The sequence below is a fragment of the Streptomyces sp. NBC_00016 genome (assembly GCF_045040885.1).
Classification (GTDB): Bacteria; Actinomycetota; Actinomycetes; order Streptomycetales; family Streptomycetaceae; genus Streptomyces; species Streptomyces coriariae.
In genome coordinates, this window is record NZ_CP108304.1 from 1,979,143 (window position 1) to 1,996,438 (window position 17,296).

Consider the following 17,296-nt stretch of genomic DNA (forward strand, 5'->3'; position numbering starts at 1 on the left):
GGTAAGAAAGATGACGGGTCTCCCCGGTTGGCGCGTCATCGGTGAGGGCTTCGCCGTCGACGGTTGACCGAAAGCTTTCCATCCGACAACTATTGAGAAGGTGTGCGATCCCAACCCGCAAAGAACAACTGGCCTGCTGCTTTACTGCTGGGCCGGGGTGGTGGCTCGGATTCCCGCCACCGCCTGTAGCGGTGAGTGTGCGGCATCACCCCGCCTGAGATTGCCGCGAAGGCCGGCCTGGACACGCCCGCGCCGTCCCGGCCCCACCCTGGACAAGGTGGCTGTACGCGCGCCGGAGGTGTTCGCCGACTACTACGCCAACGACGTCCTGGAGCTGATCGCCGAGGCCTGGCTCGGCCCCGCCTACCAGGTGACCTCCCAGGTCAACGTGGCCAACCCGCCGCCAAGGCCCCCTCTCGTGGCATTTCGGGCTTCCGCCCGGACGGGTGGACCAACCAGCCGTGTGACAGGCCGTGTTGTGCCAGGGGGTGGCCAACGGGGGGGGAAAAACGAGAGGGCCCCGCTCCCACCTGTCCCACGCGACGCGGCCCTGTCGGACTGGGCGGTGACAGTGGCTGGTGAGACGCCCTCCTGCACCAACTGCACGGACCACCACGACAGCCCATTCACCCGGGTCCGTCGTGCATGGGGTTGAACAGCTTGGTCGCCAGGACGACGTCGTCGCGTTTCGTGTACTTCTTGATCGCGCGGCCCACGATCTCCTCGGAGGTGCCGTAGGCGTAGATGTTGGCGGTGTCCCAGAAGGTGATCCCGGACTCGACGGCCTGGCGGAAGATCGGTTCGGCGCCGTCGTCGTCCAGGGCCCACGGCATCTGCGAGGTGTCGCCGAAGCTCATGCATCCGAGTGCGATGCGGCTGATCTTCAGTCCGGAGGTACCCAGACGGGTTCGGCCTCGTCGATCACGGCGGCACCCGCCGTGTGCCCGGTCTGCGACGCAGCGAGGTGGCCGACCTGGCAGGGGTGTCTACTCGCTCAGGATCGAGGACGGAGGTGACCACGAGGAGCCGCCAGCGTTCATTGCCTGCGTGCGGGTCTGTCAAACGAGCGGTGTAACTCGGGTTGTTGGAGTTACTGACGGGCTGCGGAGAGGCGTCCGTCGAAGGTGATGTCGAAGGCGTTCAGTGCGGTCTTCCAGCGCATGGTCCAGCGGGCCTGTCCCTCGCCGGTGGTCACGCCCTTCGCGGCGAGTGGGATGACCATCTCGTCGACGCCGGTCAGGCGCTTCTGCCGCTTCTTGACGATCTTCGGTTCGAAGGAGCCGTCGCGGTCGCGGGGCACGATTATCTCCACCGGGCCCACGTCGGTCAGCACGGTATTGGAGCGTTTGCCGTTGCGGGAGTTGCCGCCGTTCTTGCCGGCCGCATCGTGCTTGTCATAGCCGAGGTGGTCGGTGGTCTCGCCCTCCAGGGCGGACTCCAGCAGCCGCTTGGTCAGTTGCTGCAGCAGCCCGCCCTCGCCTGTCAGCTGCAGGCCCTCGGCCTGGGCCCGGTGCACCAGCTCGTCGATCAACTGGTCGTCCACGGCCTTCGCCGACACCGCCTCTGCCGACTCGACAGGCTTGGGATCGGTCACGTTCTCACTGGTCATCGATGCATCTTCCATGATCGGGAGTTACACCGAACGTCTTACAGTCCCACAGTCCACCCACCACCATGCAGTGACTGTCAGTCAGCGCACACGAAGGGCACACCGCTCAAGTTCGAAGACCCAGATTAGCGAGAGAACGTGAGACGAGGCTGAGAAGGCGATGGAGATCAGCTCAGACCGGCGGACGTGAGCCAGGCCTTGGCGACGTCGCTCATGTCGTCGAGCTTGGCGACCTTGCCGTTCAGCTCCATGAGTCCCTCGGTGGTCAGCGCCGCGGACACGGCGTTGAGAGTGCTGGTGACGGTGGGGGTGACCTTGTCCTTGTTGATGACGGGCAGGATGTTCTCGGCCAGGAAGAGGTTCTTGTCGTCCTTGAGGGTGACGAGCTTGTTCTTGGCGATGGCGGGGTCCGTGCTGGTCAGGTCACCGACCTGCACCTGGTTGTTGGTGATGGCGGCGAGGGTCAGCGGGCCTCCGGCGTCCAGCGAGACGAACTTCTTGAAGGACAACCCGTAGACGCTCTTCAGCCCGACCACGCCGTTGACCCGGGTCTTCCACTCCGGCGGTGCGCCCAGTGCCATCGTGCCGGCCACCGGGGCGAGGTCGGAGATGGTGGTGAGGTCGTGGGCGGTCGCCGTCTTCTGGGTGACGGCCAGCACGTCCTTGTCCTCCGCCGTGGACTGCTTGAGCGCGGAGATGCCGGAGGGCAGCGCCTTGGTCAGCGCGGCGGAGACCTCGGCCGGGCTGCTGGCCTTCGTCTTCGGGTCGAAGTACTGGAGCAGCGCGCCCGTGTACTCCGGGAGGAGATCGATCGAGCCGTCCTTGAGCGCGGGGATGTACGTCTCCCGGCTGCCGATGTTCAGCCGGGTCTTGACCTTGACGCCCTTGGCCTTCAGCGCCTCCGCGTAGATGGTGGCGAGGAGTTGGCTCTCCGTGAAGTTCGCCGACCCGACGGTGATGGTGTCGGCGGCGGACGAGGCGCCGGCCGTGGCGCTGGTGCTCATCGGGTCACCGCCGCTGCCGCACGCGGTGAGGACGAGGGCGCCGGTGGCGGTCAAGGCCGCGAGGCCGAGGAGCTTCTTGCTTCTTGTGGACGCGCTGTTCATGGGACTCTCTTCACTGTGCGGTGGCGGTGGCGGTGGCGGATGCCGGTACTGCGGGAGGGGAAGTGCGGCGGGAGACCCTGCGGGTGAGGCCGGGCGAGACGAGGAGCCTGGCCAGCCCGAGCAGGAGGAGTTCGACGGCCAGGGCGAGCGCGGCGACGAGGATCGCTCCGCCCGCCATCTGCGCGTAGTCGCTCTGGGCGAGGCCGTCGATGAGGAACCGGCCGAGACCGCCGAGCGAGACGTAAGCAGCCACGGTCGCGGTCGCGATGATCTGCAGCGCCGCGGCCCGGATCCCGGACAGGATCAGCGGCAGCGCGCACGGCAGTTGAACGCGCAGCAGGATGTCCCGGCCACGCCAGCCCATGCCGCGCGCGGCGTCGACGGCGGCGGCGTCCACCGCGAAGACACCCGCGTAGGTGTTGGTCAGGATCGGCGGCACCGCGAGCAGGACGAGCACGATCAGGCTCGGAATGGTGAACGCCAGGTCGGAGGCGATGTGCGGGGTGATCAGCAGCACCGCGATCATCAGCACACCCAGCGTCGGCAGGGCACGCAGCGCGTTGGCGAGGCCGCCGACCAGGAAGGCGCCGCGCCCGGTGTGACCGATCAGGAGGCCGACGGGCACGCCGATGACGAGGGCGATGGCCAGCGCCATGCCGGACAGCTCGAGGTGGGCCAGGGTCTGGGCGGGGATGCCGTCGGGACCGCTCCAGTTGACGGGATTGGTGAGCCAGCCGGTGATGCTCGTGCTCATCGGGCGGACCTCCTGGGCTGCCAAGGGGTGAGCGAGTGGCCGGCGAGCAGGATCAGCCCGTCCAGCACCAGCGCGATGACCAGGCTCAGTACGACGCCGGTGACGATCGGGGTGAAGAAGTGCAGCTGGAAGCCCTGCGTGAACAGCGAGCCGAGCTGCGGCACACCGAGCAGCGCAGCCATCGACACGATGCTGACGTTGGAGACCGCCGCGACCCGCAGCCCGGCGGCGATGACCGGTACGGCGATGGGCAGTTCGATCCGTATCAGCCGCTGGTGCGACCGGTAGCCCATGGCGTGGGCGGACTGGATGACGTCGGCGGGTACGGCCGCCAGCCCGTCGGCCACGACCCGCACCAGGAGCGCCGTTGTGTAGACGCTCAGCGCGATGACCACGTTGACCGGGTCGAGGATCCGGGTGCCGAGCAACTTCGGCAGCAGGATGAACAGAGCGAGGGAGGGCACCGTGTAGACCAGCCCGGCCAGCGCCACCAGCATCGGGTAGAGCCGGCGGCTGCGGTGGGCCAGCCGGCCCAGCGGCAGCGCGACCAGCAGGCCGATGAGCAGCGGCAGTATGGACAGCCAGAGGTGCCATGCGGTGAGGTCGGCGATCTCTCCGGCGTTGTGGCGGAGCCATTCCGCGGCGGTCACAGGTGGCTCCCGGCGGGGGCCTCGACGGCGGGCTCGACGGACCCAGCGGTGGCCCCCGCGGCGGACTCGACGGCGGACCCAGCGATGGCCCCCGCAGGGGCGGTCACCGACGCGGCCTCTTCGATCGCGCGGGCCACGGCTGTCGGCGACACGGTCCCGGCCAGGTGTCCTTCGGCGTCGACCAGGACACCGCGACCGCTGGGAGAGGACAGTGCCGCGTCCAGCAGTTCGCGGAGGGTGCCGTCCGTACGGGCCGTGGTGGCGCTGAGGTTGAGGTCCTGCTCGGTGACCCGGTCGCCGTCGAGCCGGTCGAGCGCGGCCCAGCCGACCGGCTCACCGCCGGGGGCGGTGACCAGGATCCAGCCGTCCAGCGCCGCCGCCTCGGCCTCGGCGCGCGTCGCGCCGAGCACGACAGCAGGCTCGGCGGCGGGAATCACGCCGTCTCCCGTACCGGCGAAGCCCAGCGCCCGGTAGCCCCGGTCACGGCCGACGAAGCCCGCGACGAAGGCGTCGGCGGGCCGGGCCAGCAGCTCGGCCGGGGCCGCGGCCTGTGCGAGCCGCCCGCCCTCGCGGAGCACCGCGACCTGGTCGCCGAGCTTGAGCGCCTCGTCGATGTCATGGGTGACCAGCACGATCGTCTTGCCGATCTCGCGCTGGAGGCGGAGGAACTCCTCCTGCAACTGGGCGCGTACGACCGGGTCGACGGCGCTGAACGGCTCGTCCATCAGCAGGTAGGGCGGGTCGGCGGCCAGCGCGCGGGCGACACCGACGCGCTGCTGCTGGCCGCCGGACAACTGCCAGGGGTAGCGGTCGGCGAACTGCGGGCCGAGGCCGACCCGTTCCAGCAGTTCCAGGGCCCGGGTCCGGGCCTCGCGGCGGCCGAGCCCGAGGAGCCGGGGCAGCGCCATGACGTTGTCGGCGACGTTCTTGTGCGGGAAGAGGCCGGCGTGCTGGATGACGTAACCGATCTTCCGCCGCAGCTCGGTGGCGTCGGTCCCGGAGACCGGCTGTCCGCCCAGCGTGATGGTGCCGGAGGTGGGCTCGATCAGGCGGTTGACCATGCGCATGGAGGTGGTCTTGCCGCAGCCGGACGGCCCCACCAGAACGGTGATCTTCCCGGTCGGTGCCTCCAGACTGAGCCGGTCGACGGCGACCGTACCGTCCGGATATGCCTTGGTGACGTTGTCGAATCGGATCATGACATTCTCTCCGTTACGGTGCCGTATGTCGGCTGTGCCAGCTGTGCCGGCGGCGGTAGCTGCCCGCCGAGCGAACGCGACAGGTCGTGGGCCTCACCGGCGAGCCGGGCCCCGATCCGTACGACCTTGTCGCCGCGCAGCCGGTAGTCGGGGACCACCACGCTCAGGGCGGCGATCACCCTGGACCCGGTGAGCAGTGGTGCCGCGATCGCGGTGACGTCGTTCTCGACGCCGTCCTCCACGACGACGTAACCCCGGGCCGGCGTCTCCCCCGCGAACACCGCCCCGACCGCGCTGGCGCGCCGGGGGATCGTCCGGCCCACCCAACTGGTGTGCCGGACCGAGTGAGTGCCCTCGGTGATCGCGATGTACAGGGCGGTGTCCTCGTGCGAGGGGATGCTCAGGTACACCGACTCCCGGGTCACCGCGACGATCCGTTCCATCGCCTCGCGGCAGTACGGCACCAGGGACTCGTGACTCAGGGCCCGTGCCCCGAACTGCACGATCCGGGTGCCGGGGCGGAACGATCCGTCGGCCTCGCGTCGTACGAAACCGCCGTTCTCCAGCGCGCGCAAGAGGCGCAGCGCGGTGCTGGCCGCCAGCCCGGTCTCCCGGGCGCTCTCCGCCAGGGTGATGGCCCCGTGCTCGCAGACCACGCCGAGCAGAGCCATCGCCCGCTCCGCAGTCCGTGTCGACGTTTCGCCCATGCCCCACCTCCTGAATAGGTGGCAACACTAGGGACGGTTCTTTTCAGATGTATTCAGTACGGTTTCTGTTGAGTGAATCCCGATTGCCACCGGACGGAATACGCGAAACGCATGGTGGCGATTTGCGCACGAAGAGTCACTACCCGGCAGGGGAAATGCTCCCCGAAGGGCCGGATTGCACTGCCACAGATATGCGCGGAGCCCGAAAGGGCATCCTGAGCAGGCCGCTCTGCCACCTGGTGGCAATCGGGTTTCATCGGGCAGAAACCTCGGCGAGTGAGACGCGAAACCGGGCGTCCATAGCGTCCGACTCCATACACACGCACCGCTGGGAAGGAATACCGTGAGTGATTCTCGGGAGCCGGTGGCCATCGGATCCACGCCGCTGTCCATTGACGACATCGTGGCGGTGGCGCGCCACGGCGCCCCGGTGCTGCTCACCGAGGAAGCCGCCCTGGCGGTCAAGGGCATGCGCGTCCGGATGCTCGCGGGCCTCGACGCGGACGGACCGCCCGTCTACGGGCTCACCACGGGCGTCGGCGACCTCTACGACGTGTCGGTCGCCCCGGAGCAGGTGTCGTCGGCCCAGCTGAAGATGCTCAAGAGCCATGCCTGCGGGGTGGGCGAGCCCTACCCGCCCGAAGTCATGCGCGCCATGATCCTCCTGATCGTGCGGGCGATGGCCCAGGGCCGCAGCGGAGTGGGCCTCGGTCTGGTCGAGACCCTCGTCGCGATGCTCAACCGAGGCGTCACCCCCTGGTCCCCCGGCCGCGGCTCGGTCGGCTATCTGATCGGCACCGCACACATCGGCCTGGTCACGGCCGGTCTCGGCCGGGCGTACTTCGAGGGCGAGCTGCTGCCCGGCGCCGAGGCGATGCGCCGCGCCGGTCTGCCCGTTCTCGAACTGGGCCCCCGCGAGGGTCACGCCCTGGTCAGCGGCACGTACGAGGTGACCGCGATGGCGGCGCTCGCCGTCCACGACGCCCGGCTGCTGACCGCCGCCGCCGACATAGCGGCGGCGATGAGCCTGGAGGCCCTGCGCGGCAACGACCGCGCCTTCGACCCCCGCGTCCAGCAGGTCCGCCCGCACCCCGGCCAGGCGGCCACCGCCGCGAACCTGCGCGCCCTGCTCGACGGCAGCGCGATCGTGGCGGCGCACCGTCACCACCGCCTCCAGGACCCGCTGAGCCTGCGCTGCGCGCCCCAGGTCCACGGCAGCGTGCGCGACGCGCTGGACTACGCCGAGCGCACGGTCACCATCGAGGCCAACTCGGTCACCGACAACCCGCTGTTCTCCGTCGCCGGCGACGAGCTCACCGCCCACACCGGCGGCAACGGCCACGGCGCCCCGGTCGCCATGGCGCTGGACGTCCTCGCCATCGCCGTCACCCACCTGCTCAACATCTCCGAGCGCCGCACCGACCGCCTCACCAACGCCCACTTCAGCGAACTGCCGGCCTTCCTGGCGGCCCCCGGCGGCGAGGACTCCGGCTTCATGATCCCGCAGTACGTCGCCGCCTCGCTGGCCGCCGAGGCCCGCGCACTCGCCCAGCCCGCCTCCGTGCACAACATCCCGACCTCGGCGATGCAGGAGGACCACGTCAGCATGGGCGTCCCCGCCGGCTGGCAGGCCCGGCAGGCGGTCGAGTACGCACAGCAGGGCCTCGGCATCGAGATCCTGGCGGCGGCGCAGGGGCTGGAGCACCACGGCACCCTGCGCCCGGGAGCCGGGACGGGGGCCGCGTACCGAGCGGTCCGGGAGCGGGTGGCCGCCCTGGAGGAGGACCGCGAGATGTACCCCGACCTCGCGGCGGCCCGGGAGCTGGTCGCGGACGGCAGCCTCGTGGCGGCCGTGGAAGCAGTAGTGGGAGGACTGGCCCGATGAAGAGCACGGTGACGAGCGAGAACAACGCAGATCAGAAAGGCCCGCTGTCCGGCGTCAAGGTCCTCGACCTCTCCCGGGTCCTGGCCGGTCCGCTCTGCGGGGCGCTGCTCGGTGACCTCGGAGCCGAGGTCACCAAGGTCGAGATGCCCGGCGCCGGCGACGACTCCCGGCACTTCGCCCCGCACATCAACGGCGAGAGCTCGTACTTCATGATGCTCAACCGGGGCAAACGCGGCATCACCCTCAACCTGAAGTCCGACGAGGGCCGCGACCTGCTGCACCGCCTGGTGCGCGACACGGACATCCTGATCGAGAACTACAGGCCCGGCGTCACCGCCCGCCTCGGCATCGACTACGACACCCTGGCCGCCGTCAACCCGCGCCTGGTGTACGTCAGCATCTCCGGCTTCGGCCAGACCGGACCACTCGCCCACCGCCCCGCCTACGACCACATCATCCAGGCCATGGGCGGCATCATGAGCCTCACCGGCTGGCCCGGCACCGGCCCGACCCGCGTCGGCGAGTCCATCGGCGACGTCGTCGCCGGGATGTACGGCTCGTACGGTGCCCTGGCCGCGCTCCGGCAACGCGACGTCACCGGGCACGGGCAGCACGTGGATGTCGCCATGCTCGACTCCGTGCTGTCCCTGCTCGTCGTGTCGCTGTCCCAGTTCACCGCCGACGGCACCGAACCCGAGCGGATCGGCAACCGTCATCCGGTCTCCGCCCCCATGGACAGCTTCCCCGCCCGCGACGGACAGGTCGTCCTCGCGGTCGCCAACGACGCCCTCTTCGCCCGTCTGTGCAAGGAGACCGGCATGCCCGAACTCCTCGACGACCCCCGCTTCGCCACGGACGCTCAGCGCGCCCGCCACCACGCCGAACTCCGGGTACTGATCGAGAACTGGACGCGTGGCCTGACGGTCGACGAGGCCGTGAACCGGCTGGAGGCGGCGGGCGTACCGGCCGGTCCCATCTGGAGCCTCAAGGAGGCCCTGGACAGCGACCACGCGCGGCAGCGACAGCTGCTGGGCACCGCACGGCACCCGGTGGCCGGCGAGGTCGCCGTGATGCGTCAGCCCGTCCGCTTCTCCGGAGCGCAGCCCGCCGCCCCCGCACCCGCGCCGGTCCTCGGGCAGCACACGGACGAGGTGCTGGCCGCCGCGCTCGGGCTGAGCCCCGCCGAGATCGCGGGCCTGCGCGCCCGTGGCGCGATCTGAGCCCTCGAATGGAGAGAGACATGCCGGAGAAGAAACTACCCACCGTGGCGGTGATCGGCGCCGGGACCATGGGCGCGGGCATCGCCCAGGTCTTCGCCCGAGCGGGCTGCCGGGTCGCCCTGTGGTCCCGCAGCGAAGCCACCCTGGACGCCGCGCGCGCCCTCGTCCCGGACGAGGTCCTCCGCACGCGTTCGCTGGCGGAGGCGCTGGACGGCGCGGACGTGGTGAGCGAGAACGTCGCCGAAGTGGTCGCCCTCAAGCAGGACGTCCTCGCCTCGATCGAGGCCGCGGTGACACCGGACTGCCTGCTCACCACCAACACCTCCAGCGTGCCGATCACCCTGCTGGGCACGGCACTTGACGATCCCGGCCGGTTCCTCGGCATGCACTGGTTCAATCCCGCGCCGGTCATGCCGCTCGTCGAACTCGTCGCCGGCGAGGCCACCACCGCGACGGCGATGGAGCGCGCCGAGTCGCTGACCCGGCGGCTCGGCAAGCTGCCCGTCGTCGTACGGGCGGATGTCCCCGGCTTCGTCGTCAACCGTATCCAGTACGCGGTGCTGCGGGAGGTGCTGCACCTGGTGGAGTCGGGCGTGACCTCCGCGGCGGACGCCGACCTGGCGGTCCGTACGACGCTCGCCCCACGCTGGGCTGCCTGCGGCCCACTGGAGCTGATGGACCTGGCCGGGCTGGACGTGGTCGAGCAGGTGTCGACGATCCTGATGCCCGAGCTGAGCCGCTCGGCCGAGGTGCCGGAGTCCGTGAGGAAACTGGTGGCCGAAGGCGCTCTGGGCGCCAAGTCGGGACGCGGCTTCTACGAGTGGCCCGGCGAACGGGCCGACCGGGTCAAGGCCCACCGGGACGCCATTGTCAGGCAGTTGACCCACGATGGCTGACGGCACCGGCACCATTCTGACCCGTACCGAGGACGCGGTCGGCCACGTCCGCCTCCACCGCCCCGAAGCGGCCAACGCGCTGAGCCGCGCCATGATGACGGCTCTGCTGGACGCCGTACGCACCTGGGACGCCGACCCCGACGTCCGCTGCGTCGTCATCAGCGGCACGGAACGCCTCTTCGCGGCCGGCGCCGACATCGCCGACCTGGCGGAACTCTCGGAGTCCGGCCCGGTCGGCACGTACCTCGACGACTTCAGCGACCTGTGGGAGGCCCTGTACGCCACCCGCATCCCTCTCGTCGCGGCGGTCAACGGTCATGTCCTGGGTGGCGGCTGCGAACTCGCCATGATCTGCGACCTCGTCATCGCCTCGGACACCGCCCGCTTCGGCCAGCCCGAGCTGCGTCTCGGTGCGATCCCCGGTGCGGGTGGCACCCAACGCCTCGTCCGCGCGGTCGGCAAGGCCCTCGCGATGGACATGATCCTCACCGGCCGCACCATCACCGCCCCCGAAGCCCTCGCCGCCGGCCTCGTCAGCCGCGTCGTACCCCCCGACCAGCTCGACCGCACCGCCCACGACACGGCCCGCACCATCGCCGCCCACCCCGCGACCGCGGTCCGACTGGCGAAGGAGGCGGTGCTGACGGCCTTCGAGACGCCCCTCTCCGCCGGCATCCGCACCGAACGCCGCCTGGCCGCCCTCAACGCCTCCACCGACGACCACACCCAGGGCCTGCGGGCCTTCCTCGACAAGCGCCGGAGCAACGAACGATGACTGGAATTTCTGGACCGAGGACCGTGCGCGCTCCCCGCGGGAGCGCGCTCAGCGCGCAGGGCTGGCAGCAGGAGGCGGCGCTGCGGATGCTGCAGAACAACCTGGATCCGGAAGTCGCCGAGCACCCCGACAAGCTCGTCGTCTACGGCGGCACGGGAAAGGCGGCGCGGGACTGGCGGTCGTTCGACGCGATGGTCCGCACCCTGCGGACCCTGAAGCAGGACGAGACGATGCTGGTGCAGTCCGGCCGTCCGGTGGGGGTGATGCAGACCCACGAGTGGGCCCCGCGTGTCCTGATCGCCAACTCCAACCTGGTCGGCGACTGGGCCAACTGGGAGGAGTTCCGCCGCCTGGAGGCCCTGGGCCTGACCATGTACGGGCAGATGACCGCCGGTTCCTGGATCTATATCGGTACGCAGGGCATCCTCCAGGGCACCTACGAGACCTTCTCCGCCGTCGCCGCGAAGAAGTTCGGCGGCACCCTCGCGGGCACGATCACCCTGACGGCCGGCCTCGGCGGCATGGGCGGCGCGCAGCCCCTCGCCGTGACCATGAACGACGGCGTCGCGATCTGTATCGACGTCGACCCGCGCGCCATCGAGCGCCGTATCGAGCACCGCTACCTCGACGTGCGCGCGGACTCGCTGCAGCACGCCCTGCAGCTGGCGGTGGAGGCCCGGGACGCCCGCCGGCCTCTGTCGATCGGCCTGCTCGGCAACGCGGCCGAACTGCTCCCGCAGATGCTCGCCGAGGGCGCCCCCATCGACATCGTGACCGACCAGACCTCGGCCCACGACCCCCTCGCCTACCTCCCCATCGGCGTCGACTTCGACGACATGGCCGACGCCGCGGCCAAGGACCCGGCGGGCTTCACCACCCGCGCCCGTGAGTCCATGGCCAAGCACGTCGAGGCGATGGTCGGCTTCATGGACGCCGGCGCCGAGGTCTTCGACTACGGCAACTCGATCCGCGGCGAGGCCCAACTCGCCGGATACGAGCGGGCGTTCGCCTTCCCCGGCTTCGTGCCTGCCTATATCCGGCCGCTGTTCAGCGAGGGCAAGGGGCCCTTCCGCTGGGCCGCCCTGTCCGGTGAGGCCTCCGACATCCACAAGACCGACAAGGCGATCCTGGAGCTCTTCCCGGAGAACGAATCCCTGCACCGCTGGATCAAGATGGCCGGCGAGCGCGTCCACTTCCAGGGCCTGCCTGCCCGTATCTGCTGGCTCGGCTACGGCGAGCGGGACAAGGCCGGCGAGCGGTTCAACGACATGGTCGCCAGTGGCGAGCTGGCCGCCCCGCTCGCCATCGGCCGCGACCACCTCGACTCGGGCTCCGTCGCCTCCCCGTACCGCGAGACCGAAGCCATGCTCGACGGCTCCGACGCGATCGCCGACTGGCCGCTGCTCAACGCCATGGTCAACGTGGCCTCCGGCGCGTCCTGGGTCTCCATCCACCACGGCGGCGGCGTCGGCATGGGCCGCTCCATCCACGCCGGCCAGGTCTCCGTCGCCGACGGCACCGCACTCGCCGGCGAGAAGCTGCGCCGCGTGCTGACCAACGACCCCGGCATGGGCGTCATCCGCCACGTCGACGCCGGCTATGACATCGCGGAGACGGTCGCCGACGAGCGGGGCGTCCGGGTGCCTATGCGCGAAGGCGTCTGATCCCCGGAACGCGCATCGCTCTCCCAGAACGCGCCGAGGTCACCGCCGCTCACTCCACGAACAGCCCGCGCGCCACCTCCCCCGCGTCGAACTGCTCCAGCCGGCCCTGCGCGTGCGGCAGGTCGTCGCAGATCGCCTCCAGCAGCACCCGGCCCAGCAGCATCGGCGCGCAGGCGGTGTCGAAGGCGAGCCCGGTGCCGGCGGCGGCCGGGAGCAGCAGGTCGGACACCTTGGCGACCGCCGCGAACGCGGAGTCGGCGACCCTGACGACGGTCAGTCCGGCCTCCTTCGCGTACGTCAGCGTGTCCACGACCTCGCGGGGATGCCGGGGCAGTGCGAAGCACAGCAGCGTGGAGGCGCCCGCGCGGACGGCCGCGTCGATCCGGTCGTGGATCATCGTGCCGTCCTCGTTGAGCAGCCGTACGTCCGGATGGACCTTGGCGGCGAATTAGGCGAAGCCGTACGCCTAGAAGATCACTGAAAATGTTGCGGGTTCTGGCCCCGGCCCGGCCCGGCAGGGTCGGGGCCAGTCTTGTGGGCATGCAGGGTGAGTGGGCCGAGGAGTTGGTCGGGCCGGATGTGTGGGAGACCTGCCGGGAGTTGATCCCGGTGGGGAGTGTGTTCGCGTTCCTGGCCGAACACCGTGAGGTGCTGTTCCCGCCGGGGATGTTCGCGGACATGTATCCGTCGGCGAACGGGCGGCCGAGTCTGCCGCCGCAGGTGCTGGCCGCGACGGTGGTGCTGCAGAGCCTGCAGAGCCTGCAGGGTCTGTCGGACTTCGAGACGGTCCAGGAACTGCGGTGTGACCTGCGGTGGAAGGCCGCTTGCGGGCTCGGGCTGTACGACACTGCGTTCGACCCGTCGCTGCTGACGTACTTCCGGCGCCGACTTCGCCACTCGGCCGATCCGACGCGGATCTTCACCAAGGTGAAGGAAGTCGTGGCCGCGACCGGTGTGCTCAAGGGCAGGCAGCGGCGCGCTTTGGACTCCACAGTGCTCGATGACGCGGTGGCCACCCAGGACACCGTCACCCAGATCGTCTCCGCGATCCGCCGGGTGATCCGCGAGGTCCCCGGCGCCCAGTTCAAGCGCGTCTGCACCGGCTGCCCCCTACGGGAACGCTGCACCACCTCCCGGACCGGACGCACCCTCAACGTCCACCCCCAGTACGAACTGCTGGCCGCCGCCCGGGCCCAGGCCGCCACCGACACCCTCTGGCCGGACGAGTACCGCCGATGGCGGCCACCCGTCTCCGTCGCACGGCAAAAATGACACGGGGCCAACATGCGATCGCGCCAGCTCGGAGGGGGATTTCGACCCTGCCCGCAGCGGATTCCCCTTCCATCGCACAGCAGCTCCCACCCAACCTCGGGACGGACCTCCAGCGGCCGTGGCTGCAGGTGGCCCTGCCGTACGCAGGGGCCCAAACCTTGCGATGCGGGGAGCAGGGCCGAGGTGCTCCCACATTGCGTCCGCGTGGCCGTCAAGGCCGAGCATTGCCACCAGGCGTGAGTGGCGCTGACATGTTTGGCGACGGCAGCCGATCGGTGGCTCCGGCGCCTGCCGAGCAGTTGCGGCTCAGCCGCGTGGTCCTGCGCCGTGCAGGAGGGTGTCGATGACGAGCGTGGCCAGTGCGTCCGGGTCCTGCGCGGCAGGGTCCTGCTCCGCGCCGGGCCTGTTGATGGCTTCGCTGAGGAGGGCGTAGTACACCTGCCGCGTCCACTCCAGGTCTGCGTCCGGGGCGAGTAGCCCCTCGCGCTGCGCCCGGTTCATGAGATCGACGGTGTGGGTGTTGATCTCGTCCCAGAGGGCGGCTGCGGCGGGGGTGTGAGCGTTGGCGTGGCTGAGGGTGAAGCGCCAGGTGTTCTTGACCCGTAGGACGTTCGCCGTCACTCGGTGCAGCGCCACGAGTGCGGGAGCGGCGTCCGGCCGGGCTTCCTTGATGGCGTCGATGAGCTGCTGCTTGGCGGAGACGGCGAGCGCCTCCAGGAGGGCCTGCCGGTTCGCGAAGCGGCGGTGAACGGTGATCCTGGTCAGTCCCGCCGCCTCGGCGACCTGTTCCATGGAGGCGCCGGCGTCCTGGGCGAAGACCTGCTCGGCCGCCTCCAGAATCGCGCGCACACTGCGCTCGGCATCTGCCCGCAGTGCTCGGCCCATGTCTGTCTCCTGTCTGGTTCGCTACCCGGTCCCCTGTAGAGGATACGTGAACGCTACGGGTACCTCGTTAAATGATTCTACGATGTTGCAACTCTGGCGATAGTTGATACTTTGGTGACACCGTTAAGGGATCGCGCCGCACCGACGGAGCGGGCATCTGCACGACCGTCGCCCACGACCGGCATCCCGTCTCCCCTGCCGGAGGAGACATCCGAGCCCGACTCAAGGAATTGACATGCCTACAACGAAGCTACGCACCCGTGTCTCCCGACGCACCGCAGTGGCGCTGGCCACCATGTCGGTCGTCGCCGCCGTCGCCGGCGCCGCGCCGAGTGTGGCGAGCGCAGTGAGCGACAGCTCCAGCGTCACCCGTCACGCGGTCGTACAGGCGCAGAGCCCCCAGAGCGCCGCCACCGCCCCCAACCTGCGCGTCAAGGCCGCCAACAGCGTCACCTACCAGTACCGGCGCTTCGGCAACCCCAGCGCCGGCAGCGTGCCCCTGATCTTCCTCCAGCACTACCGCGGCACCCTCGACAACTGGGACCCCAAGCTCATCGACACGATCGCCGCCAAGCGCGAGGTCATCCTCGTGGACAACGTCGGCGTCGGCGGCTCAACCGGCACCACACCCAGCACCATCCAGCAGATGAGCCTGGACGCCATCGACTTCATCGACGCCCTCAAGCTGCCCCGCTACGACGTGTTCGGCTTCTCCCTCGGCGGCCAGGTGGCTCAGGAGGTCGCCCTGCGGCGCCCCTGGCAGGTCCGTCGCGTCGTCCTGGCCGGCACCGGCCCGCAGGGCGGGGTCGATCAGAGGGCGTCCGACCCCAAGGTGCTGGGGAGCGTGTTGGCGGACAACCCCGGCCCTGCCGACTTCCTCTTCCTGTTCTTCAAGAACACCGCATCCAGCCAGGCCGCCGGAACTGAGTTCATGCAGCGCCTCGGCCAGCGCACCACTGACCACGACGCGCCCGCGAGCCTCCAGACCCGCGACGCGCAGCTCACCGCGATGTCGGAGTGGGGCATCCCGGACAAGTCCAAGCTGGTGCGGCTCAACGCCCTCTTCCAGCCCACGCTGGTCGCAGACGGGGACAGCGACATCCTGATGCCCCCCAAGAACTCCCACCTGTTGGCCAAGCACCTCCCCAACGCCCAGCTCAGCATCTACCCGAACGCCGGCCACGGGTTCCTCTTCCAGTACGCCGCCAAGTTCGGCGCCGAGGTGAACACCTTCCTCGACCACTGACAACCCATCAATCCATCACCGCGAGACGGTCACCGACACCGCACACGGTGACGGCCGATCAACACACCTGCCCCGCCGGAGCCCCGTCCGGCGGGGCAGAGCCACGCAGAGAGTCCCCCCGGCGCCCTCGCAGCCCTCCGCGTCACGACTGCGCACCCCAGACCATTCGCTCACATCTGCGCCGCCATCGAAGCCATGGGCCCAATGGGCGACTGAGGTGCCCCCGCGGCCGGCGGCGCGTGCTGGCCGCGAAAGGGTCGGTGCGTCGTCCTGGCCGTCACGGCGACGGCCTGCGTGTCCGCCCGGCCCAACACGTCGTTGCAGCTCAGCCCGCCGTCCACGGGTCTGCTTCATGGAGCCGGCGGCACCTTGGAACGACCCCTGCCCGGCAGCGTCAGCCCATCCGTTGACCCTCCGTAGAGGATACGTTGACGCTACGGATAGCCGATTAATTGATGCTCTACCGTTGCCGCTACAGGTAAATCTGATACATTGGTGAAACCGATTGAGGGATGCCGGAAGCGGTCCCTTCCACGGCAAGACACACGCGATCCCATGAGTCAGGAGTCCGAAATGGCAACGACGACAACACGACCGGTAGCCCTCATCACGGGTGCGTCCTCCGGCATCGGAAAGGCAGCCGCGCTCGCGCTGGCCGCGGCGGGCTACGACGTGGTCGGCACCAGCCGCAACACCGTGCACGTCACCCCTGTGAAGGGCGTGACCTTCCTCGACCTGGACGTGACCAGCGACGATTCGGTGACCGCTGCGGTCGGCGAGGTGATCGACCGGTTCGGGCGGATCGACGTCCTGGTCAACAACGCGGGTATCGGCTCGGCGGGCGCCGCCGAGGAAAGCTCCGCCGCGCAGGCGCAGGGCCTCTTCGACATCAACGTCTTCGGCGTCATCCGCATGACGAACGCCGTCCTGCCGCACATGCGCGCCCAGCGCAGCGGACGGATCATCAACATCTCGTCCATCGTCGGGTTCATCCCGCAGCCCTACATGGCGGCCTACGCCGCCTCCAAGCACGCCGTCGAAGGCTACTCGGAGTCCGTCGACCACGAGGTACGCGAGTACGGCGTACGGTCCTTGCTCGTCGAACCCGCCTGGACCAACACCGCGATCGAGGCGGCCACCGTGCGGCCCGACCAGCCCCTGGACGTCTACGCCAAGCGGCGGCTCGCCTTCGAGGAGTACATGGCCGGCGCGGTCAAGGGCGGCGACGACCCCGCCGTCGTCGCCAAGGAGATCGTCGCGGCGGCCACCGACGCCAAGCCCAAGCTGCGCTACACCGTCGGCGCCATGACCGGACGCGTCCGCACCATGCGCCGCATGGTCCCCTCCCGCATGTTCGACCAGCAGCTGCGCAAGCTCAACCACCTGCCCGCCTGACGACTCCCAGAAGACCTCCACGACACATCGACA

Annotated in this window: 15 protein-coding genes and 3 pseudogenes; 9 read left to right on the forward strand and 9 right to left on the reverse strand. The window is 69.8% G+C overall.

All coding sequences use genetic code 11. The features are described from left to right. Window positions 1–268: 268 nt before the first annotated feature. Window positions 269–400, forward strand: a pseudogene (locus tag OG933_RS08870) (phytanoyl-CoA dioxygenase); the annotation flags it as partial. Between the two features lie 226 nt (window positions 401–626). Here the strand turns inward: OG933_RS08870 and OG933_RS08875 are convergent. The 7 genes and pseudogenes from OG933_RS08875 to OG933_RS08905 form a co-directional block, all read right to left on the reverse strand. Continuing rightward, on the reverse strand, window positions 627–980 hold the full coding sequence (locus OG933_RS08875) for an aldo/keto reductase (protein WP_405633293.1): 354 nt from the start codon (window positions 978–980) through the stop codon (window positions 627–629). A 185-nt stretch (window positions 981–1,165) separates the two neighbouring features. Next, a pseudogene (locus OG933_RS08880) lies at window positions 1,166–1,624 on the reverse strand (transposase); the annotation flags it as partial. 152 nt (window positions 1,625–1,776) lie between these two features. Then, window positions 1,777–2,715 carry an ABC transporter substrate-binding protein gene (locus OG933_RS08885; RefSeq protein ID WP_362526757.1) on the reverse strand — a complete coding sequence of 313 codons (939 nt, stop codon included), beginning with the start codon at window positions 2,713–2,715 and terminating at the stop codon, window positions 1,777–1,779. 10 nt (window positions 2,716–2,725) lie between these two features. After that, the gene (locus OG933_RS08890) at window positions 2,726–3,469 is read right to left on the reverse strand and encodes an ABC transporter permease (protein ID WP_266396742.1); all 744 of its coding nucleotides are present in this window, start codon (window positions 3,467–3,469) and stop codon (window positions 2,726–2,728) included. After that, window positions 3,466–4,119: an ABC transporter permease gene (locus OG933_RS08895; RefSeq protein WP_266396739.1), complete on the reverse strand. Its 654-nt coding sequence runs from the start codon at window positions 4,117–4,119 to the stop codon at window positions 3,466–3,468. The genes OG933_RS08890 and OG933_RS08895 overlap by 4 nt, the downstream gene beginning before the upstream one ends. Further along, window positions 4,116–5,318 (reverse strand): ABC transporter ATP-binding protein, encoded by a 1,203-nt coding sequence (locus OG933_RS08900; RefSeq protein ID WP_405626364.1) that lies wholly within the window; start codon window positions 5,316–5,318, stop codon window positions 4,116–4,118. The genes OG933_RS08895 and OG933_RS08900 overlap by 4 nt, the downstream gene beginning before the upstream one ends. After that, the gene (locus OG933_RS08905) at window positions 5,315–6,025 is read right to left on the reverse strand and encodes an IclR family transcriptional regulator (RefSeq protein ID WP_405626367.1); all 711 of its coding nucleotides are present in this window, start codon (window positions 6,023–6,025) and stop codon (window positions 5,315–5,317) included. Before OG933_RS08905 ends, OG933_RS08900 begins: the two co-directional genes overlap by 4 nt. A 343-nt stretch (window positions 6,026–6,368) precedes the next feature. Between OG933_RS08905 and hutH the strand changes: the two genes are divergently transcribed. The 5 genes from hutH to hutU are packed head-to-tail and all read left to right on the forward strand — an operon-like array spanning window position 6,369 to window position 12,465. After that, complete coding sequence (gene hutH, locus OG933_RS08910; RefSeq protein ID WP_405626369.1) at window positions 6,369–7,910, forward strand: histidine ammonia-lyase; 1,542 nt, start codon at window positions 6,369–6,371, stop codon at window positions 7,908–7,910. Beyond that, window positions 7,907–9,130, forward strand: a complete 1,224-nt coding sequence (locus OG933_RS08915; protein WP_405626370.1) for a CaiB/BaiF CoA transferase family protein — start codon at window positions 7,907–7,909, stop codon at window positions 9,128–9,130. Before hutH ends, OG933_RS08915 begins: the two co-directional genes overlap by 4 nt. Before the next feature lie 20 nt (window positions 9,131–9,150). After that, a complete protein-coding gene (locus OG933_RS08920; protein ID WP_405626373.1) occupies window positions 9,151–10,026 on the forward strand; it encodes a 3-hydroxyacyl-CoA dehydrogenase family protein in 876 nt (291 codons plus the stop codon). Continuing rightward, complete coding sequence (locus tag OG933_RS08925; RefSeq protein WP_362526774.1) at window positions 10,019–10,801, forward strand: enoyl-CoA hydratase-related protein; 783 nt, start codon at window positions 10,019–10,021, stop codon at window positions 10,799–10,801. The genes OG933_RS08920 and OG933_RS08925 overlap by 8 nt, the downstream gene beginning before the upstream one ends. Before the next feature lie 5 nt (window positions 10,802–10,806). Further along, entirely contained in the window at window positions 10,807–12,465 is a 1,659-nt protein-coding gene (hutU, locus tag OG933_RS08930; RefSeq protein WP_405633296.1) for a urocanate hydratase, read from the forward strand. Between the two features lie 49 nt (window positions 12,466–12,514). On the opposite strand, the pseudogene OG933_RS08935 reads toward hutU, so the two are convergent. Then, window positions 12,515–12,931 (reverse strand): annotated as a pseudogene (locus OG933_RS08935) (MurR/RpiR family transcriptional regulator); the annotation flags it as partial. 74 nt (window positions 12,932–13,005) lie between these two features. Between OG933_RS08935 and OG933_RS08940 the strand changes: the two are divergent. Continuing rightward, window positions 13,006–13,737, forward strand: coding sequence for a transposase (locus OG933_RS08940; RefSeq protein ID WP_405626375.1), 732 nt, complete (start codon window positions 13,006–13,008; stop codon window positions 13,735–13,737). A gap of 306 nt (window positions 13,738–14,043) precedes the next feature. Here OG933_RS08940 and OG933_RS08945 read toward each other — a convergent pair whose 3' ends face one another. Beyond that, window positions 14,044–14,622, reverse strand: coding sequence for a TetR/AcrR family transcriptional regulator (locus tag OG933_RS08945; protein WP_405626377.1), 579 nt, complete (start codon window positions 14,620–14,622; stop codon window positions 14,044–14,046). A 235-nt stretch (window positions 14,623–14,857) separates the two neighbouring features. Here OG933_RS08945 and OG933_RS08950 point away from each other — a divergent pair, with 235 nt between their 5' ends. Next, the gene (locus OG933_RS08950) at window positions 14,858–15,868 is read left to right on the forward strand and encodes an alpha/beta fold hydrolase (protein ID WP_405626379.1); all 1,011 of its coding nucleotides are present in this window, start codon (window positions 14,858–14,860) and stop codon (window positions 15,866–15,868) included. Window positions 15,869–16,441: 573 nt separating this feature from the next. Beyond that, a complete protein-coding gene (locus tag OG933_RS08955; RefSeq protein WP_405626380.1) occupies window positions 16,442–17,263 on the forward strand; it encodes an oxidoreductase in 822 nt (273 codons plus the stop codon). Window positions 17,264–17,296 lie beyond the last annotated feature (33 nt).

Excerpts from the sequence above, each read along its gene's own strand:
- OG933_RS08885 (WP_362526757.1), bottom strand. The coding sequence starts at position 2,715 with ATGAACAGCGCGTCCACAAGAAGCAAGAAGCTCCTCGGCCTCGCGGCC.
- OG933_RS08890 (WP_266396742.1), bottom strand. The coding sequence starts at position 3,469 with ATGAGCACGAGCATCACCGGCTGGCTCACCAATCCCGTCAACTGGAGC.
- OG933_RS08900 (WP_405626364.1), bottom strand. The coding sequence starts at position 5,318 with ATGATCCGATTCGACAACGTCACCAAGGCATATCCGGACGGTACGGTC.
- OG933_RS08905 (WP_405626367.1), bottom strand. The coding sequence starts at position 6,025 with ATGGGCGAAACGTCGACACGGACTGCGGAGCGGGCGATGGCTCTGCTC.
- OG933_RS08915 (WP_405626370.1), top strand. The coding sequence starts at position 7,907 with ATGAAGAGCACGGTGACGAGCGAGAACAACGCAGATCAGAAAGGCCCG.
- OG933_RS08920 (WP_405626373.1), top strand. The coding sequence starts at position 9,151 with ATGCCGGAGAAGAAACTACCCACCGTGGCGGTGATCGGCGCCGGGACC.
- OG933_RS08925 (WP_362526774.1), top strand. The coding sequence starts at position 10,019 with ATGGCTGACGGCACCGGCACCATTCTGACCCGTACCGAGGACGCGGTC.
- OG933_RS08940 (WP_405626375.1), top strand. The coding sequence starts at position 13,006 with ATGCAGGGTGAGTGGGCCGAGGAGTTGGTCGGGCCGGATGTGTGGGAG.
- OG933_RS08945 (WP_405626377.1), bottom strand. The coding sequence starts at position 14,622 with ATGGGCCGAGCACTGCGGGCAGATGCCGAGCGCAGTGTGCGCGCGATT.
- OG933_RS08950 (WP_405626379.1), top strand. The coding sequence starts at position 14,858 with ATGCCTACAACGAAGCTACGCACCCGTGTCTCCCGACGCACCGCAGTG.
- OG933_RS08955 (WP_405626380.1), top strand. The coding sequence starts at position 16,442 with ATGGCAACGACGACAACACGACCGGTAGCCCTCATCACGGGTGCGTCC.